General features: G+C 47.5%; 15 protein-coding genes. 10 read left to right on the forward strand and 5 right to left on the reverse strand.

The genetic code is table 11. The annotated features are described in order from the left end of the window. Positions 1-6: 6 nt before the first annotated feature. The 4 genes from KW844_RS03480 to KW844_RS03495 form a co-directional block, all read right to left on the reverse strand. Entirely contained in the window at positions 7-1,641 is a 1,635-nt protein-coding gene (locus KW844_RS03480) for a RagB/SusD family nutrient uptake outer membrane protein (protein WP_218375324.1), read from the reverse strand. Between the two features lie 18 nt (positions 1,642-1,659). Next, positions 1,660-4,470, reverse strand: coding sequence for a SusC/RagA family TonB-linked outer membrane protein (locus KW844_RS03485; RefSeq protein WP_218375325.1), 2,811 nt, complete (start codon positions 4,468-4,470; stop codon positions 1,660-1,662). Between the two features lie 27 nt (positions 4,471-4,497). After that, entirely contained in the window at positions 4,498-5,268 is a 771-nt protein-coding gene (locus KW844_RS03490; RefSeq protein ID WP_218375326.1) for a CHRD domain-containing protein, read from the reverse strand. Positions 5,269-5,608: 340 nt separating this feature from the next. Continuing rightward, positions 5,609-9,673: a hybrid sensor histidine kinase/response regulator transcription factor gene (locus KW844_RS03495; RefSeq protein WP_218375327.1), complete on the reverse strand. Its 4,065-nt coding sequence runs from the start codon at positions 9,671-9,673 to the stop codon at positions 5,609-5,611. Positions 9,674-10,088: 415 nt separating this feature from the next. Here KW844_RS03495 and KW844_RS03500 point away from each other — a divergent pair, with 415 nt between their 5' ends. The 5 genes from KW844_RS03500 to KW844_RS03520 all read left to right on the forward strand — a co-directional run bounded on the left by KW844_RS03500 (position 10,089) and on the right by KW844_RS03520 (position 17,486). Next, complete coding sequence (locus KW844_RS03500) at positions 10,089-10,472, forward strand: hypothetical protein (protein ID WP_218375328.1); 384 nt, start codon at positions 10,089-10,091, stop codon at positions 10,470-10,472. A 78-nt stretch (positions 10,473-10,550) separates the two neighbouring features. Continuing rightward, on the forward strand, positions 10,551-12,125 hold the full coding sequence (locus tag KW844_RS03505) for a tetratricopeptide repeat protein (RefSeq protein ID WP_218375329.1): 1,575 nt from the start codon (positions 10,551-10,553) through the stop codon (positions 12,123-12,125). Between the two features lie 237 nt (positions 12,126-12,362). After that, entirely contained in the window at positions 12,363-15,125 is a 2,763-nt protein-coding gene (locus tag KW844_RS03510; protein WP_218375330.1) for a TonB-dependent receptor, read from the forward strand. 20 nt (positions 15,126-15,145) lie between these two features. Then, entirely contained in the window at positions 15,146-16,408 is a 1,263-nt protein-coding gene (locus tag KW844_RS03515) for a right-handed parallel beta-helix repeat-containing protein (protein WP_218375331.1), read from the forward strand. A gap of 25 nt (positions 16,409-16,433) precedes the next feature. Next, a complete protein-coding gene (locus KW844_RS03520; protein ID WP_218375332.1) occupies positions 16,434-17,486 on the forward strand; it encodes a phytase in 1,053 nt (350 codons plus the stop codon). A 78-nt stretch (positions 17,487-17,564) separates the two neighbouring features. On the opposite strand, the gene KW844_RS03525 is transcribed toward KW844_RS03520, so the two are convergent. Beyond that, a complete protein-coding gene (locus KW844_RS03525) occupies positions 17,565-18,251 on the reverse strand; it encodes a hypothetical protein (RefSeq protein ID WP_218375333.1) in 687 nt (228 codons plus the stop codon). A gap of 603 nt (positions 18,252-18,854) precedes the next feature. Here KW844_RS03525 and KW844_RS03530 point away from each other — a divergent pair. The 5 genes from KW844_RS03530 to KW844_RS29285 all read left to right on the forward strand — a co-directional run bounded on the left by KW844_RS03530 (position 18,855) and on the right by KW844_RS29285 (position 25,464). Then, positions 18,855-19,352 carry a hypothetical protein gene (locus tag KW844_RS03530; RefSeq protein WP_218375334.1) on the forward strand — a complete coding sequence of 166 codons (498 nt, stop codon included), beginning with the start codon at positions 18,855-18,857 and terminating at the stop codon, positions 19,350-19,352. Between the two features lie 122 nt (positions 19,353-19,474). Then, positions 19,475-20,494 carry a type IX secretion system membrane protein PorP/SprF gene (locus KW844_RS03535; protein WP_218375335.1) on the forward strand — a complete coding sequence of 340 codons (1,020 nt, stop codon included), beginning with the start codon at positions 19,475-19,477 and terminating at the stop codon, positions 20,492-20,494. Between the two features lie 27 nt (positions 20,495-20,521). Continuing rightward, on the forward strand, positions 20,522-22,495 hold the full coding sequence (locus KW844_RS03540; RefSeq protein ID WP_218375336.1) for an OmpA family protein: 1,974 nt from the start codon (positions 20,522-20,524) through the stop codon (positions 22,493-22,495). Between the two features lie 223 nt (positions 22,496-22,718). Then, the gene (locus tag KW844_RS03545) at positions 22,719-24,041 is read left to right on the forward strand and encodes a sulfatase (protein ID WP_218375337.1); all 1,323 of its coding nucleotides are present in this window, start codon (positions 22,719-22,721) and stop codon (positions 24,039-24,041) included. A gap of 277 nt (positions 24,042-24,318) precedes the next feature. Then, positions 24,319-25,464, forward strand: coding sequence for a TlpA disulfide reductase family protein (locus tag KW844_RS29285; protein WP_218375338.1), 1,146 nt, complete (start codon positions 24,319-24,321; stop codon positions 25,462-25,464). Positions 25,465-26,089: the final 625 nt, after the last annotated feature.

A 26,089-nucleotide genomic window follows, 5' to 3' on the forward strand; every position in this document is an offset into this window, starting at 1 on the left:
TAGTGATTACCAGTTTGGATTTTGGTCCATTTTACCGTTGGAAATCATTTCCTGGTAAGGGATGGGATACAGGTACATGCGATCGGCGAGGAATTTAGTTGGTGTTACTTCCACTTTTTTGTAAGTCAGGCTGCCATCCTGTGCTTTGGTGATCTGCACACCATGCAGTGATCCGTTGAGTACTTTATCTGCCATCTTCCACCGGCGTATATCCCAGAAGCGTTGCTCTTCAAAAGCCATTTCTATGCGGCGCTCGTGGCGGATGCGCTCGCGCATCTGCTCTTTGTTGAGTCCTGCCGGCAGCGTGTATGGGTTGAGTTTAGCACGCTGACGGATCAGGTGCAGTGCGTCATATACTTCTTTTACGGGGCCACTGGCTTCGTTCAGCGCCTCTGCATAGTTGAGCAGGATTTCGGCATAGCGGATGATAGGAAAGCAGTGGTCGGCGCTGGTGTAACTGCTGGCAGTACCTGCTGTGGTTAGGAACTTGCGCATGTAGTAACCGGTACGGGTTTCACCACTTACGGTATTGCCAAAGCCAAGTGCGCGGTCAATGCCACCATCAAATGTTTCAACGGTACGGCCCAGCCACGACATCCCATTATGAAACACTGTGTAATAAAATCTTGGATCGCGACCTGTATAAGGTTTGGCCGCATCATAGCCGGAACCTGCTTCGGTAATCATTTTACCATTGGCCATTTCAAATTCATCCACCAGTTCCTGTGTAGGGTTGGTAGCACCGCCATCCCCGCGTTTGGAGCCTACAGGGCCGTTGAGCATTTCCACCGTGTATCCCTGGCCGGTCATATAAGCCACAATGATTTCACTGTTTTTACGCTTCAGGTACACGTCGTCGAAAGCGGTGGGCAGGGAATATACTTTGGTGTCCATCACATCTTTTGCTGCCTGTGCGGCGGCCTGCCATTTTTCGGTGTTATGGTCAGGGTTGTTGAGCTCACTGGCGGCATATAGTAATACACGGGATTTCAATGCCATAGCGGCGCCGCTGGTAAGGCGGCCATAGTACGCGGTAGCATAGGCCGCCGGCAGATATTTACGTGCAGTATCTGCTTCTTTCACGATGTAGCTTACACAATCGGTATAACTGTTACGGGCATACGAAATATCACTGTTTATGTCAAATACCTGGTCGCCTATCAGTGGTACACCGCCCCAGCGCTTGGTGAGCTCGAAATATGCCCAGGCACGCATGAGTCGCGCTTCCGCTATCCACTGCTCTTTAAGGCCGGCTGTTTTAAGCGGTACCTGGTTTATTTTAGAGAGAAACAGGTTTACCTTCTGGATGATATTATAGTTCTGGGTCCACCGGTTATCGGGCAGGTTATACGGGGTCCACTGACCATTGGAAAAGTACTGGACGGTGGCCGTAGCGTTGTTAGGTACGGCATCATCGGTACCAGCATCGAGGATGTGGCTGGATACGCGGTTGAAGCCACTGGGTAAATCTGCATAAACATTATACAGGTATCTTTCTGCGTAAACACCCAGGGAGTCGAGCTTGTCGAATACCAGGTCGTCATCAATAAACTCCAGTGGTTCTTTCTCTATCACATCTTTCTGACAGGCGGCAAAGCCGATACAGGCAAGCACTGGGAGTAATAAGGTATATTTTCTCATGACTAATTTCGTTTTGAATTACAGGCCAATGGTGATTCCTCCGTTAATGATGCGCTGGTTGCTGATCGGCGCCATTACTGATTCCGGATCAAGGTCGCCCAGGTGGCTGCTGGTAAACAGGTTATATGCGTTCACGAATACACGCAGCTGACTCAGCTTGCTCTGCCGGAAAGCAATATTTTTGAAATCATATCCCAGCTCAATATTTTTCAGACGCAGGTAGCTGCCGTTTTTGAGCCAGAAGGTAGACAGCTGGCTGTTATTCACATTGCTGCCGAGGGTGAGGCGGGGGAATTCCGCATTTACATTGTTCGCCGGCGTCCAGCGGTTGAAGTGCATTTCCTGCGCGTTGGCGTAGGCCGTGGTGTAGAAAGGCATCATGGAAGTGGGCGACATCATGATCTGGCGATTGGCCACACCCTGAATGAGCAGTCTGAAGTCGAATCCTTTGTAGTTAAAGCCACCTGTAACGCCATAGAAAATGGTAGGTTTGGTAGTAACGATTCCTTTTTTATCCAGCTCGTTAATAACACCGTCGTTGTTGAGATCTTTATATTTGATATCACCTGGTGCCGGCGTGTAGCCCTGGTAGTTAGCTGTTTTGGAGATGTCAGTGCCGGTCTGATAAAACCCATCGGCCACGAGCGCAAACAGCTGGTTAGCCGGCTGTCCGGTGCGGTACAGCCAGGGATACGGATAGAGCTGGTCGCCCGTATTGATCACTTTACTGTAAGCGGCAGAAATATTTCCTTCTATATAATATTTAAATCCGCGACGCACTTCGGGACTATAATTCACTACTGCTTCAATGCCGCTGTAGCGGTTGGTGCCGATGTTCTCTAACGGATACGGCTGACCGAAAATGCCACTGTTTTTACCACGGGTTTGCAGCAGGTCATAAAATTTATTGCGGTAGTAGTCTACACTTACCGACAGCTGGTTATGCAGTAAAGCCGCTTCTATGCCCACTTCCAGCTTCAGTGATTTCTCCCAGGTATAACCCGGATTAGCCACCTGTGACTTGGTAGCGCCGGAAACAGCGGAGGCAGATTCTCCGACGTTATAACCAGTGGTATCAATTTTATAGTTCGAGAGGTAAGGGTAGTAGTTATCCGGATCACCGTAGGCATTTTTACCAATGGAAGCGCGGATTTTCAGCCGGTCGATCAGGTGACTGCTGAAAAAGTTTTCATTGCTGATCACCCATCCCAGGCCTAATGCCGGGAGGAAAGCGCCGCGACTACCAGCCTGGTACCGGTTCAGCGAACCATATACCAGCGCCAGTTCTGCCAGGTAGGTGTTCTTCCAGTTATAGTTGGCGTTTACGCCGAAGTTGCTATACACCGTGTTGAGCTGGTAAAAGCTGGCGATATTATTATCCTGGTTGTAAGTGCCTAATAAGTCCAGCGTGTGGTCGTTCCAGTTATGGGAATAGCCCACCATGAAATTGTAGTAGTTCTGGCGCGTTTGGGTGGTTACGCTGGCGCTGCCGGCTTTCACAAAACCTTCAGTATTATACTGGATGTAGGTGTCAGGCAGTGCGCCTGCGCTGGTATCTGGTTCAAATACGGCATAGGTTTTAGAGCGGTCAATCAGTTCACTGTAAAAGTTATTCATTGACAACTGCGCTTTTACCCACATGCCTTTCACAAAGTCATCCAGTTTATACTGCAAGGCCATATCAGCGCTGATGCGGCGTTGGGTATTCATCAGGTAACCGGAGTTAATGGCCATGGCCATTGGATTATCCCGGTAAATATTAGTACCGGCAAAAGAGCCGTTCTGGTTATATATCGGGAAGGCAATCGGTGACGTATAGCTGATATTGTCCAATGTATTATTGGTGCCGGCACCGGGCTCATAGCCTGTGGCCAGGGAGCCGAATACATTCAGCGTCAGTTCAATGTCCTTGTTGAACGCTACAGCCGCGTTGGTGCGGATGTTATACCGTTTGTAATCATTGTTGGTATTGTAGCTGTTCAGTGGCGAGGTGGTAAACATCCCCGACTGACCAAAATGTTCCAGAGATGCAAAGTAGTGGTAGCTTTTTGCCTTGCCACCCATGTTAATGTTGTAGCGTTGCTGGGTACCGTTGGACTTAGTCACGGCATCCTGCCAGTTTACATCAGGCTGGGTGTATGGGTCATTCGTATGATTTTTCCAGGCGTCGAGCATGCTTTGGGTAAAGCGTGGGGTGGCACCGGGGTTGGTATTCAGCTGTGCTTCATTGTAAAGCGTGGCGTAATCGTAGGCTTGCAGGAATTTGGGGCGGTACAGCTGTTCCAGCGCGCCGTATTGGGCGGAGGCGCTTACCTCAAAGTCCTTACGGCCACGGCTACGCGTAGTAATCATCAGTACCCCGTTGCTGGAGCGTTGTCCGTACATGGCGTTGGCCACTGCATCTTTGAGCAGGGTAACGCTTTCGATGTCGTTGGGGTTGAATGCCGTGAAATCGCGCACCACCCCATCGATCACGATCAGGGGTGTTTTGCCGCGAAAGGTCATGGTGGCGGCATCTTTCCCCGGGGCGCCGCCGTATTGTATGTTGAGCAGGCCTGACATGCGGCCGGTGAGTACATTGGAAATATCGGCTACCGGTGTGCTTTGTACATCGTTATTATAGATGGAGCTGGCGGCACCGCTCATGTTGGCGCGGCTGATAGTCTTATTCCACAGGTACACCGGTTGGGCAAACCAGGCACTGTCTTTTACCGGCGTAATTTTTTTGATGGCGCCGGTATCCTGTGGCAGCGCTGCCGCGGTGCTGCCGATGCCGGCGGTGGTCATCACGGCCATACATACACGCACTGCTTTATATAAGTGTTTCATTGATTTAGATTTTAGGGATGTAAAGGTTTATCGCAAAGTGCCTCGCACCAGTCCATTTGGAAACAGGGTGGAATGAACGTCTACATACAAAGGGTCTGATTTCAGGGCACGCTGTGGCTCCCCGGTAACGGACATGCTCAGTTGCTTGTTGTAGTCGGCCGCTGTACTGGTTAGTTTCAGCAAACTGGCACCTACCGGGGTATGTATATGCGCTTCTTTGAGCACATCTCCGGACGGAATGCCATTTACATCGATTGCATAAAAGAGCGTGTTATCTTCCATCAGGCGCATACTCAATCTTGCGGAAGCGCTGTTATTTGCGGCGGGAACCACCTGCCCCGGCGTCAGGTTTACATCCATGGTCCAGCTGACTTTTTTGTCGAGCTGCCCGCGCACGAGGCCTCCCGGGGCCGACTTACTCGTAATAGTCATATACGCGGAAGTTTTCATCAGGCTGTCCGCCACTTCTTTAGGCATTGCCATGTTACCTTTCAGCTTATTGCCGGTAAAAGTGCCGGTGATGGTAAGGAGGGCGGCGGCATTGTTTTCTACGGGACCGCCTATACGGATGTCGATGCCATCCGGCGTAATCCCGGCAGGGAGGGAGTCGAAATAAATATCATAATACAGTTGATAATCATCCCGGAGGTACAGCAGTGCACTGGCACTGGCACCATTGCCAGGGGTAGCAGGTACCACATTGATACCTTTCATTTGGATATTCCAGAGCTTTTTGACGAACAGATCCGACTCAGGATCTTTTTTACAGCCCACCAATGAGCATGCAAGTATTAGCATGCAAAAATGGAATAAGGGAATCAGGCGCATTGTAAATTGATTTAAAAAAGTAATGCAATAGCAGGGGCTTCAACTGTCCCATGACAGCCGCCTGCAGTTTTTCATTATTCACTTGGAAATAGCTTGTTGGTGTTTTTTTCTACATCATGATCGATTCAGGTTGTTGACGAGTCCTGTAACTTACTTGTGATTCTGGTTCATTTTCTTGTGCGTAAAAATAGCGTCTTCACAGAATCGGATACCGGTCATATCCTTCTAAACTACCTGTATTTTGTTTCAAAAAAGGCGGATCACCTGTTGCAATAACAGGGAGCCCGCCTTTTAAAGTGTTGATTATCTTTTAATTACGTCTGTATTCGGATGGCAGCTGGTTAAATTCCTTCTTAAACCATTTGCGGAAGTAGTCCACATCAGAGAAGCCCACCATATACGCCACCTCATTTACATTATACTGTTGGGTGGCCAGCAGGCGGGCAGCATGCCGCAGGCGGATGCTGCGGATAAACTCTATCGTGGTTTGGTTGGTGAGCGCCTTCAGTTTGCGGTAAAGGGTAATACGGCTCATGCTCACTGCTGTTGCCAGGTCTTCCACATTCAGGGTGGGCTCGGCTATGTTTTCTTCTATATAGGTTATTACGGTTTTCAGGAAGATATCATCCGGACCTGTCACCGGAATTTCGTCTGGTGCCAGGGTGGCCACCTGGCTGTATTTCTCCCGGAGGCGCCTGCGCGAGTCGAGCAGGTTTTGCACCCGTGTAGTCAGCAGCGTTACACTGAAGGGCTTGGTCACGTAGTCGTCAGCACCGGTTTCATAGCCTTCCTGTATATGGGCTACGGTGCTTCTGGCCGACAGCATAATAACCGGGATATGGCTGGTGCGTGTATCATTTTTCAGGGTATGGCACAATTCTACGCCGTTCATGCCTGGCATCATCACGTCGCTGATGATGATATCCGGCAGGTGGGTGGTGGCCAGTTCCAGCCCTTGCAACCCATCGGCGGCCAGGTGCAGGGTGTAGTGCGCCCTGAACATATCCGCTAAGTATTTCAGTACGTCTTTGTTGTCTTCCACGATCAACATTACCGGCCGGTCACCTTCATCGGCGGGCATCACCGGCTGAAGGTGCTCCTCCGGCAGCTCCGGCCGCAGCATGCTTACCTGGCCGGCATCTTCCATTTCAGCAGGGCTCAGGTGTTCCTTCCCAACGGGAATGCGTATACTAAAACAGGTATAGCCTCTTTCCGTTCCGGTGGCCACACTGCTCTCCAGGTTGATAGTACCATAATGCCGGGCCACCAGCCCTTTTACAAAAGCCAGCCCTATACCGGTACCACCGGGTTGCAGGTTCTTGAAATCATAGTGGTTAAACTGCCCGAACACTTTATCGAAATGTGTTTCAGGAATGCCAATGCCATTGTCTGCCACCTGTAACAGTAGTTTATCCCCTTCGAAATGGAGCGAAACTTCGACTTTTCCCCCTGTTTGTGTGAATTTCAGTGCGTTGGACAGCAGGTTAAAGAGTATTTTCTCCAGCTTGTCCGGGTCAAACCAAACGATCATTTCGGGCTGCTGCGCCGTAAAGGCGAGGGTGATGTGCCGCGTGGCGGCCAGGCTTTCAAAGGCACTTACTATCTCTTTGCAGAACACCACGATGTTGGAAGGGGCGGCCTTCAGCGGCATCCCTCCTTCTTCCAGCCGGCGGAAGTCGAGCAGCTGATCCATGAGTCGCATGAGCCTTTCCCCGTTTTGCTGTATTAGCAGCAGCTGCTGGCGCCCGGCCTTGCCGGTAGTGGTTTGCTGTAGCAGCGTTTCCACCGGCGCCATGATCAGTGTCAGCGGGGTTTTAATATCATGGGAAATATTGGTGAAGAAGTCCATTTTATTTTTGGCCAGCTCCCGCTCTTTTTCCCGGAATACCTGCTGCTTTAAAATTTCATGTTTCAGCAGGGTAGTGCGGGCGGTATAGTAATAATACCATAACAGGAGACCTGCCAGCACCAGCACGTAAAACAGGTAGGCGTACCATGTTTTCCAGAGCGGTGGTAATACTTTTATATGGAGTTCAGTAGGTGTTTGGCTCCATAAACCGTCGTTATTGGCCGCTTTTACCTTAAAGGTATAGTTGCCGGGGTCCAGGTTGGTAAATGTAGCAGATGTTTGATGACCTACATAATGCCACTTATTATCCGAATGAAGCCCCTCCATTTTATAAGCAAACTGGTTGGAGGCCGGGTTGATATAGTTCAGTGCGGCAAAGTGCAGCGTGAAGTAAGCCTGGTCGTGTGTGAGTGTGATATTATCCGTATATGTCACGGATTGTTTGAGCGGGGAATTTTTATCCGAAACATTTACCGGAATATTTTTGATCAGCATCCCGGTGAGGATTACCTGCGGCCTTGCTGTATTATTAAAAATGGTAGCAGGGTTAAACCTTACGATGCCGTTGATACCGCCAAACAGGATATCGCCATTGCGGGTTTTTACTGCCGGGCTTAAGTATTCAGTAGTGCCTGCCCAGCTGGCGGCGCCGTAGTTTGTGACGGCGAGGCGACTGGTATCCGTACCGGGATTTTCCTGCAATACCTTCATAATATTATCCTGGCCACTCAGCCAGAGGTTACCGGCGTCGTCTTCCACAATACCCCTGATGATGATATCCGAGAGGCCTGTTTCCATCCCCAGGCCTTTGAGCATATTGGAAATAGTGTCTACATACATTAATCCAAAATCATGTGTGCCCGCCCAAATGTAGCCATGACTATCTTCCCGGATACAATGTATATTATTGGGATTATCGGCCATGCTCACCCAGCGGCTGCTGATCCTGGTAAATTTGTTACTGCCATAAGGCAGGTAACAGAGCCCCTCCGTGGTGCCTACCCAAAGGGTGCCGTGTTTATCTTCATATAAACAGTTTATTTCCCCATCGGTGAGGCTGTTGTAGTCTTTCACATTATGATGATAGCTATAGGAGTTCAGCGTTTTATCTAAAAAATACAAACCGTTTTCTGTACCTATCCACCAGCCGTTTTTACCTTTTTCCAGCGCATAGCAGGCGTGGTTTCGTTTGCCTTCCATATCCCTGATGGATTTCAGCGGTAACCGGGTGAAGGAGTGCGAAGGGATATTGAATAAATACAATCCTTCCAGGCTGCCCACGATTATGTGCTGATCGTCTTTTACTAAAACAGACTTAATAATTTCTGTGTTGGCATTGTCCGTTGGCGAGGGAATGCGGTAGTATTTAAAGGAATGTTCGACGGGATTGTAGTAGTTAAGGCCGGCGGCCGTGGCTATCCAGAGGTTCCGCTGTTTATCTTCCGCAACCGCCATCGCAATGCGGCTGTTCATGCCTATGCCGTCTTTCATCAGCCAGGAGATGTAGTTCATATCGCTGCCGGGATGTACCTGGCTTACCCCGCCCCAGTAGGTACCAATCCAGATAGTGCCGGCCTTGTCCTGGATGATGGAGCACACGGAATTATAGCTGAGTGATCCGGGATCATATTTATCATTGGTATAATGGGCTACTACCTCACGATTGCGCAGCACATAGATTCCTCTGCGGGTACCTACCCAGCAATCATCACCAATAAATTTCACGGCTTTCACCATTTCATTGGTGATGTTGTAGTTGTCATCGCCCGCCTGGTAGTTGATATAGGCAGATGTGGCGGTATCAAACATATGAAGGCCGTGCCCCTGGGTGCCTACCCATATTTCACTGTTATGTAGCGTAATGCAATGAATGGTGGACTTAATTTTTATTTGCGCCGGCCCAGGCTGCGTTACACCGGTGGTGGGATTATATTTAAGGAGAGATATACCGTAGCCGATCCACAGGTTACCGTCCTTGTCTTCGGCCAGCGCGCGGATAACGGCATTGGAACGATCCTGCTGCTGCGGAATGCGCCGGAGTTCTTCTGTTGCTGAATGGTAACTGAAAAACCTGCTGGCAGCGCCCACCCATATACGATTTTTTGCATCTTTATAAATAGCACATATATCATGAACACCGGGTGCGCCTGTTGCCAGGCGGAACGCTTCTTTGCGGGTGTCGTAAATATTGAGTCCGTTAGCAGTACCAACGAGGATATTACCTTTATCATCTTCCGCAAGCGCATATACAAAGTTGCTGCTGATGGCAGATTTATTGGATTTGCTGTAACGGAAGATTTTTATTTCATCGTCGCTGTAACGGCAAAGTCCATTTTCGGTGCCGATCCAGATAAAGCCCTTGCTATCCTGTAATATGCAATGGACGGTACTTTGAGGCAGGCCTTGTGCAATGCCAAGCCGGGTAAAATTGACCCTGTTTTCCTGCGCAAAGGAAGGCAGGAAAAAAAACAGGAGGGTACAAATAAAAAAATATTTCAGCAGTGGGAATCTCCCTACATACATCATAACAGGACGAACAATTTGGTTGATCTACAGGTTGATATTGAAGGTAAGCTGGCCTGTCCAATATCAATTCTGCATGATAAGATATTATCAGCAATCGCTAAAATACAGCTTGTAGAGCCACAATGCTTGTGGCTCCTCGCTCTGATCCCGTTTAACAGCAGGATTGAAGCTAGGAGCCGCAAGCATTACGGCTCTACAGTAAATGTCCGAAAAAGTCCACACATATTTCGTGGAAAATGCTGGTACAACGAACCGTAAAAAGTAGGTTGCAGTGTAGGCGCAGTTTTACATGAATGAGTAAAAAATCGGAATCCAATTTGATATTAATTTAACTGTTGTTGCCCGAGATGCTAAAGTGATTAACTGTAACTTTGCGAACCCTGGGAACTATACGCCATCTAAACTATTCTGAAAAATGGAAATTACCTGCTTATTGATTGATGCGGATCAGGACCGCCGCGTGCAATATTATTATGCATTGGATCTGTTGGGAAACTGCAAGGCATGTATCTGTTTTGCGGATATGAACAAAGGGTTAGCCTACCTGCAACAGCATCCGGAATTTCGTCCCGAATATGTATTTGTAAATGTGAATGACAGCTTTCATGCGCGCCAGTCGTTCAGTACAGCCGTGCAGGTATTGCCCGGCCTGACGGATGTCAGCATCGTTTTTAGTCAGTATGATGAAGTGTATTTTACTTACGATGAGTATAAGGTTTTTAACCTCATTGGCCGCTTAAAGGTACGCCTGCAGCAGGTGATGGCTCCCCGCAAAAAGCCATTGGTGCCGGCCGGATGATCCTGTTTATGATTTGATAACATACAGGTAACACTAAAAATATTTCTTTGTGCATTGTTTTACATATTTCAGTGTTGCATGTACCGGTTTTGTCAGCTTATAACGATCATTTTACTTTCCGTCATTTCTTTTGCAAACGCCCAAACCAAGCAGGAACCTGCTATTACCGCAGCCATAGCGCTGGGCAGGCAGTTTCCTGATTCGGCATTCCAACTGCTGCGCACCCTCCAGGATGCCGCTGCGAATAATAAGGACCAGCTCACCTCCGCCATTTGCTTACAGCAGATGGGGAAGCTGTGTATGGACCAGGGCTATTATTCCAAAGCACTGGAATACTATCAGCAGGCCGAAACCCTGCTGGCCGCCTCCAATAATCGCCGCCTCCATGCTGCCAACCTCAATGATATGGGGTTGCTGTACTTCCATAATATCAACAAAGCCGCCGCCAAACAACTGCATCTGCGCGCACTGGAACTATACCGGAAAGCCGCGGATACCGCCGGCGTGGCAGCAACCTACGGCTACATTGGCCATCTCTTTGAAAAAAATCAACAGCACGACAGCGCCTATGCCTACCAGCAACTGGCCCTTAAAGCTTACGAAAGTATCCGGGATAATTATGGGATTGCAGGGATATACGAAAACCTCGGCAGCATCTGCGAGGACCAGGAAGAATACGATTCCGCCCTGGTGCTGTTTCAAAAAGCCCTGGCAATTTACGAAGCCAACAACGATAAAACCGGTAGTATAGAAGTCGTCAACAATATCGGGGATGTATACCGGAAAACTAACCGGTTCCGCCAGGGGATGACCTACTCCCTGCAGGCCCTTGACCTGGCAAAGGCCACTAACAATAACTACCAGCAGGCTGCCGCCTGTAAGGATATTGCCCAAACCTATCACCTCCTGCACCATAACGACAGCGCCTACCTGTTCATGGAGCAAAGCCGTAAATCTCTCCTTAATATATATTCCGACCAGAGCAACCGCCAAATGAACTTCCTCCGCATCATGTATGATGTGAATAAAAAAAATGATGAAATACTCCGGCTGGAAGGGAGTCACCGCATGAACGTGATCATATACTGTGCCCTGGGAGCGGTTGTACTGCTGCTGGGGGTGGTGGGATTATTGGTGATTTCCCGCCAAAAACTCCGGATTTCTGAACAAAAGGCGATATCGGAGAAGAATGAACAACTACATCTCGCACAGAAAGACCAGCTGGAACTCAACAGCAAAAAGCTCGCTAACCATACGCTGCAACTTATACAACGCACCCAGTTTATGGACGAGCTGAAGGAAAGTATCTCCGGTATTGTGAAAGAGGAGAAGCGTGATAATAAAAAACAATTGCAGCAACTGTTGCATAAAATAGAACAAAATCAACACCACGATAAACAATGGGAAGAATTCAACAGCATCTTCGGGCAGGTACACCAGGCGTTTTTTGATAAACTCAATGCCTTGCATACTGACCTCACCCCCAACGATATTAAACTGGTAGCCCTCCATAAAATGAATATCAATTCAAAAGATATGGCCACCATTTTAGGCATTTCGCAGGACAGTTTACGGGTAGCCAGGTACCGCGTACGTAAAAAATTAAACCTTCCGGAAGGGGACTCCTTAAACACTTTCGCGCAGCAAATGTAGGTGTTAACATTCCCGTAATATTGGCTTAACGTAATGGTAATGGTGAAACATGTAACGGTTAATATATTGAAAATTAAATAGTTATAACGTTAATGTATACACGGTTAACGCTTTGTATACGGCCCTGTTAACGCTGATAACAATTTGCTTACGCCTGTTTCTTGCCAATTTTGAGGTCGGTCAGCACATTTGCACCGGGTTCGGAAAAACCACCGGTCCTGCAAAAAACAACTACCAATGAAATCATTGCTACAAATCTTTCTCTTTGTTTTTCTCGGCATGGCAAACGTGCTGGCCGGAGGAATTAAAGGGCATGTGTACGACAAAAAATCCGGTGAACCACTCCCGGGAGTAACTGTATTATTACAGCCCACCAAACAGGTGGCGGTTACTGGTTTGGATGGCGCCTACGCTTTTAAGGAGGTGGCGGCAGGTAACTACACCCTGGTGATATCCCACCTTACCTACAGCTCGCTGAAAAAAGACATTAACATCCTAAAAGAAGATAATCCCCGTTTTGAAATATACCTCAGCGAAAAAAGCAGTAAAGATTTGACGGAGGTGGTAATTGCAGCCACCGGTAAAGCCTCTTCTGAAAATACGGCCCGCAAGCTGGAGCAGAAAGCGCCGATTGTGATGAACGCCGTTTCCGGCGCCGCCATCGAAGTATCGCCGGACCTCACCGTAGCCAACGTAATGCAACGCGTTTCCGGTGTGTCCATTGAACGCAGCAGCAACGGTGAAGGCCAGTATGCCATCCTCCGGGGTATGGATAAACGTTACAACTATACGCTGATCAACGGGGTGAAAATCCCCAGTCCGGATAATAAATACCGCTATGTGCCATTAGATCTCTTCCCGGCTGACCTCCTGGAAAGACTGGAAGTATACAAATCACTCACTCCTAACATGGAAGGCGACGCCATTGGCGGAGTAGTGAATATGGTGATGAAGGACGCCACCGCCGGCCTGCAACTGAATGCCAACATTGCTACAGGTTACAGCCAGATGACGCACGATAAAGGATATACCGCTTTCACCGCTGATAAAATGAGCACCAAATCTCCCTATGAACTCAATGGTAAAGGCTACCAGGCCACTCCATCAGATTTCAACAGTGGCATGTTTGATTACAAGCGCCGTAACTTCACACCCAATACAGTGGCAGGCTTCAGCGTAGGAAACCGCTTCCTTCACAACAAACTGGGTGTAATTGTGGCTGCCAGCTATCAGAATAATTTCCGCACCACCACCTCCAGCTTCTACGATCACAGTGTGAATGACGTACAGCAATTTGCAGCCATCAACAGTATGAACAACCGTACTTACTATGAGCAGCAGCGCCGCAGCGGCTTCCATGGTAAAGTGGATTACGTGTTCAACGATCATAATAAAATCTCATTCTACAACGCATTTATGATGCTCACCAACCTGCAAACCCGCGATGGTATCATCACGGAGTTTGGTATCGGTGGCTATGATCCTGAAAAGGGAAATGCACAGCTGAAATATGAAACCCGCACCCGCCGAATCGATCAGCAGATTTATAATGGTACCCTGCACGGGGATCACGACCTGGTACCGGGTAAACTGAAGCTGGGCTGGTCAGCAGTGGTGTCCACCGCCAGAAATGATGTGCCGGATAATACCACCATTACAGTAAACGGTAAGCAAACCAACTTTGTATCTGCCCGCACCAATGTGGATAGAGCTTCCCGCCGCTGGGAAAGAAATACCGACAACGACCTGGCCGGATACCTGGACCTGACCTATTCCACTAAAATTGGCAGCTCCAAAGTAGACTTTAGCGCCGGTGGTTTGTACCGCGATAAACAACGCAGTAATTTCTTCAATAACTATACTTTCCTGCCAGCGGTAGCGGCAGCAGCCTATGGTATTGATTTTACCAAATACACCGATATCAAATGGGATATTCAGAACCCGGGTGGTGCCGTGGCAAATGCACTGACCTACGATGCTTCCGAAAAAACCGCTGCGGGTTACGGTATGTTTAAATTCAAGGTGAACGGCTGGGATGTAACCGGTGGTATACGTATCGAAAACACCGATCAGGGTTACCATATGTTCTTCCCGCAGGGAGAAAAAAGACCGGTGAACAACCAGGTATATACCGATGTATTGCCAAGTCTGAACCTGAAGTACGACCTGGGTCGTCATCAGCAGCTGCGCGCCAGCTACTTCCGCTCGGTTAACCGCCCTGGTTTCTTTGAAATTGTGCCGGCTAAAATTGTGCTGGAAGATTATATGGAACGTGGTAACGCCGACCTGAAACGTGCACTGGCAGATAACTTTGATGTACGCTATGAACTGTTTCCCAAAGCGGGTGATCAGTTGCTGGTAGGGGCGTTTTATAAAATCATTTCTAACCCGATCGAATATACGCTGCAGCCGGATGCTTCCCGCCCGCAGGATATCTATTACACACCGGGAAATTTTGGTACTGCCCGCAACTATGGTTTTGAGGCCGATTATATCCACTTCTTCAGCAAGCTGGGTGTGAAAGCTAACTATACTTATACGCATTCTGCGATCACTACCAACAAGAGCAAACGTATCCGCGATGAGAAAGGTGATCTGCAAACGATCCAGGTAGATCAAACCCGGCCAATGTATGGTCAGTCCGCACACATTGCCAACCTGTCCTTACTCTACAAGGATACCCGCAACGGCTGGGACGCACAGCTGGCGGGTGCCTACACCGGTCCCCGCATCAACACTGTTTCCCAGTTCCTTGATAATGACCTGTGGCAGAAAGGGTTTATCCAGATGGACTTGTCTGTCGAAAAACATTTCAAAAATCATTTCACCGTGTATGCCAAAGCCGGCAACCTGCTGAATACACCTGCTACTATTTTTATTAAAGGCTATAACAAAGAAAACGATGATGTGCCTGGTCAGCCGCTCAACGGCAAGGAAACACTCATCCGCAAAGAAACCTACGGACAAACATATCTGCTGGGAGCACGCTATAAATTCTGATAAATTTAAAAACGACTATCATGACTTTCAATAAATATATCTGTTTCCTGGTACTGGCTGTAATAATCGCCACCGGATGTAAGAAGGCAAATATCGACGTAGATACCACCGGAACGGAAACCGGCACCGATGGTATAAAGGGAGATGTATATGGTATTTGGGCAAAGGGTAGTGTGAAACGGGTAGTGGGAGATATCACCGTGCCCGAAGGTAAATCCCTTACGATCGAAGAAGGTGTAACCGTTATCATGGATACACTGGCAAAGCCTGAATTTATTGTAAAGGGAAACCTCTATGCAGTGGGAACGCCTGAGTTCCCGGTGAAAATCACCATCGAAGAAGGTTACAGAACGGCTGCCAAAAGATTTGGTAAGCAATGGGGCGGTATCCTGGCGGCACCTACTTGCCAGGAGCTGCTGCTGGATAATGCGATTATCGAATATGGCGGATCTACTACCACCGAGGCATCTGCCTCTGTGAAAGAAGGTTTGTATAAAGCAGTAGCAGGGGAAAACCTGCCAGCACTCTGGTTTATCAACAGCAAAGGTAAACTGGTAGTAACCAACTGTATCTTCCGCAACTTTCAGGAAGACTGCACTTATATCGAAGGAGGTTCCATCCTCTTCTCCAACAATAAATTTTATACTACCGGCTTAACCGGTGGTGAAGGTATCAATATTAAATCCGGTTGTATTGCTGATGTGGCTTTCAACCTGTTTTACTCTACCAACACCAACGCCTTAAAACTCTCCAATTCCGGCGACCGAACGCCACAGGCACACGTAGTAGCGTACAATAATACCTTTATGACTACCGGCTGGAGAAGGCCTACCATCAAAGGCGGGAGCGTATGGCTGGAAGCATCTGTATACGCAGAGATATATAACAACATCTTCGCCAACACCCGTTTCGGCATTAAACACGATACCAAAAAACTGGAAGATGCACGCTCCGCCATCAGCAACAACCTGTATTACGGTTATGATCAAACAACCGTTAACCAGTTTCAGCCAGGCGCCGATATTATTGGTGGCAAAAATGAAATCCGTGGTACAAAAGCCGGTGAAAATGATCCTAAATTTGTAAACTATCCTTTGTCAACAGATATGAGCAGCCCTGACTTTGATCAAAGCTGGGACTTCCGCCTCCAGGCTGGTTCTCCCGCGATCGGAGCGGGTATCAATACCTTCACCCGCAACTGGGCCGGCGGTATTGTAATCAATGGTACAGTATATAATTCACCAGCGCCTTCTGCTAACATCGGTGCATTTGGAGTTAAATAAGCTCATCACGTTTTAAGCTAATCGAATGAACAAAAATAATTTTATCCTTCTTGCCGCTGCGGCGTTGCTGCTGACTGCAGGCTGCAAGAACGGCAACCGGAATACAGCTGACACCATCCAACCGGTAATTATAACAGAACCGGTAAAATATGATTCTGATGATCCTGCTATCTGGATCAATAAAGCCGATCCTTCCAAAAGCCTGGTACTAGGTACTGATAAAGCAGAAGATGGCGCCCTGTATGTATTTGACCTGAAAGGGAAAATCATTCCTGAACTGGTAGTGCGGGATATCAAACGTCCTAACAATGTGGATATCGCATACGGACTGGTGCTGAACGGCCAGCCGGTGGACTTTGCCGTAACCAGTGAGCGCATGACCGGTAAGCTGCGTTTCTTTTCCCTGCCGGATATGAAGCCAATCGATGACGGTGGTGTACCGGTGTTTGAAGGTGAAACCGGCGACATGTACCGCGACCTGATGGGCATTGCCGTATATACGTCACCGGAAGGCAGGCACTACGCCATCGCAGGCCGTAAAAACGGCCCTACCGAAGGTGGTTACCTGTGGCAATACGAACTCTCGGATAACGGCCAGGGTAAAGTAAAAGCTACGCTGGTACGTAAGTTTGGCAAATACAGCGGCAAGAAAGAAATTGAAGCCATCGCCGTAGATAACGAGCTGGGATACATCTACTATTCCGACGAGCAGTTTGGTGTACGGAAGTACTACGCGGACCCTGCCAAAGGCGACAACGAGCTGGCGGTATTTGCGAAAACCGGTTTCACCGAAGATCACGAAGGGATTAGTATCTATAAAACAGCCCCGGGTAAAGGTTACCTGTTGGTATCCGACCAGGGCGCCAACAAATTTCAGATCTTCAAACGGGATAGCACCAACGAATTGTTAAAAACAGTGACCGTTGCTGCGGGCCACAGTGATGGTTCTGATATCGTAAGCACGCCGCTGGACAGCACTTTCAGGCACGGATTATTTGTGGTGATGAGTGATGATAAATCGTTTCATTTTTATCGCTGGGAAGATATTGCAGGCAAAGATTTGCTCATAAATAAATAACTTAAAATGCTTTCCCTCCCGTCCGGGAGGGGAAGCATTTTAAATAAAAGAGACCGTAGGTCGCTTTTATTTAAAATATTACACGTCCATCATAATCTGTTTAATAAACATCGGATAAGTAAGCGAATTCGTTGCCGGTAAATTACAATCGGCCACCACATTGCCAATATAGCCCGCATACTCCCGTGGGTCCGCTCTTCCAAACCATTCTATCCCAAAAGTAAAATACTGTTTCTCTTGTATTTCTACTGCTGTATATTCAATCTGGCAGCCACTTTCTATTTTTTGAGAGATGTCATGTACGGTGTAGTCCGTTGTGCCGTTACGGGTTACCTTCACGCCTATACGCCGTTTATGTATGCGTACACGCAGATAGCTGTTATTGGTATTTACATCGTCCAGCACGCGATTGGGAATATCTTTACCGATCAGCTTTTCCCAGCTTTCAATGAGGCCTTGTACGGTAGAAGATAAGCTTACTATTTCCGCAGGGGTCACCCTTCTTTTCAGTTCCATATTTCCTTCCCGCAGCTTAATGCTGGAGTGGTCCATATGTGGAAGGTAGAAGTAGGTATCGGTACGTGGTACCGCCTCTCCGAGGCTTTTCCCCTGTTGCATAAACCAGGTATTGATACCGGGATCATCTTTAGTAAAAAACCACCTGATTTCCTGACTACGGTAGATCGATTTCAGTTGAAAAAAGCGGCGGATACGGAGTTGGGTGCTCCTCCACCAGGATAGTCGATATGTGTCCAGCGTCTGCATTAGTAATAAGTTACTGAAAATTTTGCAGAGCACAGAGAATTTTGCGTAAAGTATAGCTGCCATCCGGTTCATAGGTGGTGGCCTATGCTTTCAATATTGGAAGGGTTGATACTGGCGAGAGGATTGGCGGGTACGCCGCTAAGCACACCTGCGGTGCTGCTGCTGTTAAGGATGGGAAACCCATCATATAGTGGCTCGATGCCACCTTGAATGGAGCTACGATGAGGGTGTAATGAAATTTTTGTCCCGTTACGTGCTATCGTTCCAGTGGTATATGAGTACAATGCCTTTACCTTACAATGTGGCAAAAGTTGCAATATTTTTATTAGTACACAATGTTTGTGGACTATTGTAAAAAAGTTTTATTGAACCATATCCCCTCGCAGTTGTTATAATGCTGTTGATATTTAACGATATATGTATGAAATTTCCTGCTCCGGGATTGTGCTGAAACACCTGCTTATACCCATCACCTTTGAAAGAGGATAAACTGAGTCTATGTTGACCACGACGTAGCTGCCGTAAATAACCATTATAGTCAATCCAGGTCTTGGTTCTGATATCCTCGACGCAAATAACCCTAATGGTACGCCCATTGCACAGGTGTCGACCGGTGATTCCGGCAGCGGTAACCGGGTAAGTATTGGGGGGCCACTGCCGGCTGCGGATAGTTCCAACAATACCAGCCAGACTGTTGTTATTACAGTGCTTCCGAAGGCATTGAACTGGAGTTACTCAGCACCTGTACCCGGTAGTGGGCAGGTCAGGAATGTAGCTGTGATCACAGGACCAACGGCCGTAACAATTCCAGATACTTCGGTGTTAATTGTTGACAGTGATCGTTATGCAAACATCAAGGTGACGGAAGTATTCAATGATAGTGGGCCAAATCCTGGAATTCACCATCAACGAGACCATCAACGCCCTGATACAGTACATGACGTAGTGATGGCGGATCACCTTGAAAGTATGCTGGCTGTGCCGCTGAGCTTCACCACGAGCAAAGGTACCGCTACATTCGACCAAAATACGGGCAACAATGCCTGGGCTATTCCGGGAATGCCAAATGGTAAATACGGAAACACTCACGTTTACGGTTAAACTGATTAACGGCGGTGACGTAGGTAATACGGCAACTCAAACAACCACAGGTGTACGTGAATACAAAGGTTGGATTGAACTGATTCGCTAAAAATTACTATTGGCATAAAAATGAAACTCCTATGAGAAGAAGTTTAACAAAGGGACTGTGTATTATGGCACTATCAGCAACGGTATATCTGTCGCCGGATAGTGCTGTAGCTCAGCAAAATCTTCAGTTTAGTCAATATGTATTTAACATGCTTGCTGTTAACCCCGCATATGCAGGCTATAAGGAAGACCTGTTTGCTAACGCCATCTACCGCAAACAATGGGTGAGCTTCCCCGGTGGCCCCCAAACCGGTGGGGTATCGGTGGACGGAGCGCTTAATTCCTCCCGCGATGCAAGGGTAGGTTTGGGCGCCCAGATCATGTATGATAAACTAGGGCCACAGGATGCTACCTCTATATATGGTATGTACTCCTACCGTATCCCGATGAATGAAGATGGGGATAAAAGATTGTGCTTTGGGATAGGCGCCGGCGTTACCCAATACGCCATCGACGGATCGGTGCTGCTATATAATGATGATAATGACCCGAGCATACCCATGGGACGCGCCTCCACCTGGGTGCCGGACGCCCGGTTCGGAATTTACTATTATACCCCTACCTGGTACGTAGGAGCTGCTGTGATGGATCTTTTCTCTCTCTATACAGACGCTTCCCGGTACTACTGGAAAGGATATCAGTATAAAACCATCAGGAAAACCCAGCATTTGTATGTAAATGCCGGTGTGATGTTCAATTTCTCTGATAACCTCAAGCTGAAACCTTCTATTCTCATTAAAGAAGATTTTAAAGGACCTACCAATGTGGACCTCACCGCATTATTCCTGATTGCAGACAGATTATGGGTAGGCGGATCTTACCGTACCGGGGTGAAGCTGTGGAGCAAGCCTGCCCTTGACAAAAATCTGGAACAACTGGATGCGGCCAGCGCTATTGTACAGTTTAACGTAACCCAGCAGTTAAGAATCGGTTATGCATATGATCTGACCATTAGCAAAATGGCTTCTTATCAAAGTGGTACCCACGAGCTGTCTATCGGTTATTTGTTCACCGGAAAACGACCAAGGGTAACCAGTCCCCGTTATTTCTAATAGTGCTTGACGCTGTAAATAAAGTCTATGAGAAGAATTTCAATCATACTCATCTTGTTTTCCTTTTGTCTTGTAGCCCGGGCACAGGAGCAGAAAACATTACAAGCGCAGGCGGATATATTGTATGACCAATACGAATATGCCCGCGCCGCTTCCATGTACAAACGTATTGCCGATAAAAAGAAAGATAAAGTCAGCACGGCAGTACTGGTGAAACTTGCAGATTGCTACCGGCAAAAAAATAACTATGCAGCAGCTGCTGAATGGTATCCCAAAGTGATAGCACGCAGTGATGCGCCGGCGGAAAGCAGGTTGTTTTATGCTGATGCGTTAAAGAGCCTTGGACGTTATGAAGAAGCTAAAACAGCCTATTCACAATATGCACAAAGTAATCCGCAGGCATTGCTGATAAATGAAAGGATTGCCGGCTGCGATTCCGCAGTACAGTGGATGCAGCACCCGGTAGATGCAAGTATTACCAATGTACACCGGCTCAATACATCGCATTCCGACTGGGGAGCTACCCGCATACCACATGGGGTGGTGTATATGTCTGATACGTTGATGAAGAATAAGCTGAAGCCCGGCAGTAAGTTTAACAGAAATGATTATGGCCGTACGAACCGGCCTTACTATACGTTGTATGTAGCCGATACCGGCAGTTATGACAATGTTTTCATAGATGATTATTCACCTTCGTTTAACGACTCCCGTTATCACGTAGGACCTATCGCTTTCGATAAGTCTTTCAACAACTGCTTTGTGACTTTCACGTTCCCGGATAAAAAAATGCCTTCTCAAAAATCCGATACCCGTCCTAAAATTAAATATGGTTACAGGAGGCTGGAGTTATTTACTTCCCAGAGAGATACAAACGGTAATTGGAGCGAGCCCAAGGCATTTCAATACAACAAGCCTGATCAGTACTCACTGGGCCACGCCGCCCTCAGCAATGATGAGAGTATACTCTACTTTGCCTCTGATATGCCAGGTGGTGCCGGTGGTACTGACATCTGGTATTGCGAAAGAATGTCCGGTGGGAGCTGGGGTACACCCGTAAACTGTGGCCCTGCAGTTAATACCGCTGACGACGAAGAATTTCCCACCATCGCACCAAATGGTACACTGTACTTTAGCAGTAAAGGCCATGCCGGCATGGGAGGCTTTGATATGTTTAGCAGCAGTGGCAGTAAAGCACAGTGGAGCACACCGCAAAACCTTCGCTATCCGTATAATTCCTCCGCTGATGATTTCTATTATATGAATTATGAAGATGGTGGTGGCTACTTCGCTTCCAACCGCACCGGTGGTTATGGCAGTGATGATATTTATGCGACTTATGAGATGGAAATTATTCATCGCTATGTGCCACCGCCGCTCACGATACCGTTTATTGGTAAAGTATGTCCACCGCTGACCGGCGCCTGCATCTACATATACAACCGCCAGCGGGATATGGGCTGGTGCTTTAACGGTGACCCTAACCGGGAAATTCAGCTCACCCTGGAAAAAGAAACGGACTATGTGATCCGCATAGTTGAAAATGGTGTGCGGGTGGATTCTATTGAGTTTAATACCCGTGGCATGCAGGATGGACAAACGATCGAAAAAATTATCTGTCGTGATAAACCCCTGAAAGCTGGTACCAAGTTCGTACTCCAAAACTTCAACTACGACTTTGATAAATGGAATATACGCCCTGATGCTGCACTCGTACTGGATAGCCTGGCGAACATACTACGTGCGCATCCTACCATGCATGTGCGGTTGGTGTCTTATACAGATAGTCGCGGTTCGGCTGCCTATAACCTGCAGCTGTCGAAGAAACGCGCCGCATCTGCTGTGGAATACCTGATTAACCACGGCATCAGCAAGCAGCGGATCAGTTCTGCCGGCAGGGGCGATGCGAACCTGCTGAACCATTGCAAAAAAGGTGTGAGTTGTACGGATGCAGAACATGAGGTAAACAGGCGTACAGAAGTAGAAATTTTGAAAGAGTAATATTGAATACCCCCTACGGAAACGACATGCTGAGGCACTAAAATCAAAACTGGCTCCTTCGGGAGCCTTTTTTATTCTGCCCTGCACCGTAATTCATAACTATTCAGAGGTGCGCCTGGCGGGGACGCACCTCTGAATATTCCCGTTACCGAAGGTGACTGAGAAAATTGGGAATTGCTATTATCTTTATCTCTCTGAAAGATAAATGCAAAACGTTGAACATATGAAAAAAAGACTGCTTAGTTTATTGCTGGTGGCTGGGTTGATCCAGGGAGCCTCTGCGCAAAAGCGACCTAATGTGATCCTGGTGCTTACGGATGATATGGGTTACAGTGATCTGAGCTGTTACGGCAATCCGCTGATCCGCACGCCGTTTCTGGACAAGATGGCCCGGCAGGGAGTGAAATCCACGGGTTATATGGTGTCGTCCCCTACGTGTACGCCTTCCCGTGTGTCGCTTATGACTGGCCGGTATCCTACCAGGTCGCAGCTGAACTTCCCCATTCCTCCGGGCTACAAAATCGGGCTGCCGGATGAGGATGTCACCATTGCAGAAATGCTGAAAGGGGTGGGCTATCATACGGCCATGATCGGGAAATGGCATATGGGAGATATTCAACCTTACAACCTCCCTACTGCACAGGGTTTTGAGCAGTATTTCGGGATGCTGTACAGTCATGACTACCGTTTCCCTTACGTAAAAACGGATACAACCATAAGAATTTTCCGTAATACTACACCGGAGGTGATCAAGCCGCAGGATACCAGTTTGACCGGACTTTACACCAAAGAGGCCATCAAATATATCCGGCAGCAGAAAAAGAATCAGCCGTTTTTCCTGTACCTGGCGCATAATATGCCTCATTTGCCGGTGGATGCTTCCAGTAAATATAAAGGTCATTCCCCCGGAGGTTTGTATGGAGATGTAATTGAGGAGATAGACGGGGGCCTCGCCCAGATATGGCAGGCACTGGAACAACAGGGGCTGGCAGATAACACCATCTTTATATTCACGAGTGATAATGGACCATGGATAGATTTCCCGGACCGTATGGCAAAGGATAATCATACCAAGCCATGGCATGTAGGTAGTCAGGGTATATTCAGGGGCAAAAAAGGGGATACCTATGAAGGTGGTCACCGGGTGCCTTTCATCCTCTACTGGAAAAATCAGGTACCGGTGGGTAAGGAAATATCAGATGTATTTACCAGCATGGACGTGCTGCCTACGCTGGCCAAATGGACGAATGCCCCGCTGCCTGCCGGCCGCAAGCTGGATGGTGAGCCGGTGGATGCCCTGCTGACCGGGAAAGTGGAGCATTACGTGCATTCTCCTATCTACTACGTCAATTATGGAAAAGTAGAGGCGATTCGGGTGGGCGACTGGAAATACCGCTGTGGCGGTAATCCTGCGGATAAAATCATGGAACTGTTTAACCTGAAAGAAGATGTAAGAGAGCAGTATAACGTGGCCGCGCAGTATCCGGAAAAGGTGAAGGAATTGCAGGCGCTGCTGGAGAAATACGATGGGAATACGCCCAACTAGTTTCGATGCTGTATGGCCCGGATGGGGCCATACAGCATCGAAAGGGGGGGTATCAAAAGTCAGATACACCCCCTTTCTTTTTTGGGTACCTGATGGAGTCAGGCAGTCATATAAGTAATTCTCAGGACGCTCGTTTTCTTTTGATACATCCCCTTTCGATAAAACAAGAATCCCCGCTGAACAAGGAAAACTTGCCACTTATACAGACCTGCATCGCCGTTACTCCAAATACGTTAGATTTGTTGGCATATAACTAACCAACCAAATGAAATCAAACATGAAACCAGCCTTATTCCTGACAGCTTCACTGTTGTCGTCCATGACTATCATGGCACAGGATTACAGCATTTCCGCAAAAGTTCCTTCTGCATTGAACGGCGAAAAAGTATACGTGTTCAAAGGCGAAGGTCAGACTATGTCCCGTGCGCCTTTCGACTCCACCGTGGTTGCTGATGGTGCATTTAGTATTAAAGGTCAAACCGAAGAGCCTAAAGCTTTAACCGTATACGTGATGAAACGCGCAGGCGACATCAGTCTCGGTGGCAAAAAAGGGCTGTTTGTGGATAAAAAAGATCAGGTGAAAATTGAAGTACCTGAAGACACAAAAGGTGCTAATATTTTCGAAGGTGCAAAAGTAAGCGGTTCCAAACTGCAGAAAGAGTATGATGCTTACCAGGCATTACTGGCGCCAGGTAACAAGGGTATGGATTCCCTTCGTACCATCGCCATGACTACCATGCAGAGTGATACCACGGGTATGTATGCACTGCGTTCACAATGGGAAGTGCTGTATGAACAAAACGAGAACATCAAAAACAACTTCATTAAGAAAAATACCAACAGCTACATCACTTTATACCTGGTGAGTGGCATGGCTGGCCGCAGAATTGAGGATGTGGAAGAATTCCAGAAAACCTTCAATGCCTTAAACAGCAAATTGCGTAGCACCGAGCTGGGTAAATACGTTGCCGGCCAGATTGAAAAATCTGCCAAATTCGCCAAAGGCCAGGTAGCTCCTGACTTCGCAGCGGAAACACCAGACGGTAAAACACTGAAACTCTCTGACCTGCGTGGTAAATATATCCTGATTGATTTCTGGGCCAGCTGGTGCGGACCTTGCCGCGCGGAAAACCCGAACGTAGTAAGTGCTTACAACGCGTTTAAAGATAAAGGTTTCGATATCCTGGGTGTATCTCTGGACAGACCAGGTGCAAAAGATGCATGGGTAGGCGCCATCGAAAAAGACGGACTGGCATGGCATCATGTGAGTGAGCTGAAATGGTGGAACGGTGATATCTCTAAAATGTATATGATCTCCGGTATTCCTGCTAACTTCCTGATCGATCCTAACGGAAAGATTGTGGCCTCTAACCTGCGTGGTGAAAAGCTGCATGAAGTGCTGGAGAAGGAGTTGAAGAAATAGGAGTAGCGCTGTGAAGGAGAACAAAATAGCAAATAAGTGCCTTTTTGTTGGATAATTCGAAAAGTTGTATATTTGAGTTAATAACCTAGGTGCTACGAACACCTAGGTTGTGAAGTACTAGAAGAATAAATCGTATAGTACTTTTAGTTTGATAGCGAAACTTACCAATTTGATAAGACCATCAAGGATAACTAAAAACCTTGATGGTTTTGTTTTTATAGGATTCATAAAAATGTGGGATTTTATGCCCCACAGCCCGTTTGCGCTCCTGATCGCAGTGGCCATTATTAATGAATCTGGATTATGTTAGCTACCTCATAATCTCTGATTTCGTAGATCATTCCACAAATATACTTAGAATAATATCTTATGGTTTGCTAATGCTATGCAACGCGTGTTATGCATTGGTTAATCCAAAAACAAAATGAGTATTTGTTGGATAATTAGGATTGCAAACTGAATTTGTAGTAGTTGATTTGAGTGTCAGATTACTTAAAAGAATAGTTTTTTTTGTTTCGCGGAATGCTGTAAGATTCAATAGTAACAAAGGTTGCGTTCTGTTAAAATGAGTTTGATTGATTTAAAACAAGCGTCACACGTTAATGAATTACAGAAGTTTACAAGA

Origin of the sequence: Chitinophaga sp. sic0106, assembly GCF_019219075.1 — a bacterium.
In the GTDB taxonomy this organism is placed as follows: Bacteria; Bacteroidota; Bacteroidia; order Chitinophagales; family Chitinophagaceae; genus Chitinophaga.

What these genes read in the sequence shown, in the direction of transcription:
- KW844_RS03480 (WP_218375324.1), bottom strand. Translation starts at nt 1,641, where the DNA reads ATGAGAAAATATACCTTATTACTCCCAGTGCTTGCCTGTATCGGCTTT.
- KW844_RS03485 (WP_218375325.1), bottom strand. Translation starts at nt 4,470, where the DNA reads ATGAAACACTTATATAAAGCAGTGCGTGTATGTATGGCCGTGATGACC.
- KW844_RS03490 (WP_218375326.1), bottom strand. Translation starts at nt 5,268, where the DNA reads ATGCTAATACTTGCATGCTCATTGGTGGGCTGTAAAAAAGATCCTGAG.
- KW844_RS03495 (WP_218375327.1), bottom strand. Translation starts at nt 9,673, where the DNA reads ATGATGTATGTAGGGAGATTCCCACTGCTGAAATATTTTTTTATTTGT.
- KW844_RS03500 (WP_218375328.1), top strand. Translation starts at nt 10,089, where the DNA reads ATGGAAATTACCTGCTTATTGATTGATGCGGATCAGGACCGCCGCGTG.
- KW844_RS03505 (WP_218375329.1), top strand. Translation starts at nt 10,551, where the DNA reads ATGTACCGGTTTTGTCAGCTTATAACGATCATTTTACTTTCCGTCATT.
- KW844_RS03510 (WP_218375330.1), top strand. Translation starts at nt 12,363, where the DNA reads ATGAAATCATTGCTACAAATCTTTCTCTTTGTTTTTCTCGGCATGGCA.
- KW844_RS03515 (WP_218375331.1), top strand. Translation starts at nt 15,146, where the DNA reads ATGACTTTCAATAAATATATCTGTTTCCTGGTACTGGCTGTAATAATC.
- KW844_RS03520 (WP_218375332.1), top strand. Translation starts at nt 16,434, where the DNA reads ATGAACAAAAATAATTTTATCCTTCTTGCCGCTGCGGCGTTGCTGCTG.
- KW844_RS03525 (WP_218375333.1), bottom strand. Translation starts at nt 18,251, where the DNA reads ATGCAGACGCTGGACACATATCGACTATCCTGGTGGAGGAGCACCCAA.
- KW844_RS03535 (WP_218375335.1), top strand. Translation starts at nt 19,475, where the DNA reads ATGAGAAGAAGTTTAACAAAGGGACTGTGTATTATGGCACTATCAGCA.
- KW844_RS03540 (WP_218375336.1), top strand. Translation starts at nt 20,522, where the DNA reads ATGAGAAGAATTTCAATCATACTCATCTTGTTTTCCTTTTGTCTTGTA.
- KW844_RS03545 (WP_218375337.1), top strand. Translation starts at nt 22,719, where the DNA reads ATGAAAAAAAGACTGCTTAGTTTATTGCTGGTGGCTGGGTTGATCCAG.
- KW844_RS29285 (WP_218375338.1), top strand. Translation starts at nt 24,319, where the DNA reads ATGAAACCAGCCTTATTCCTGACAGCTTCACTGTTGTCGTCCATGACT.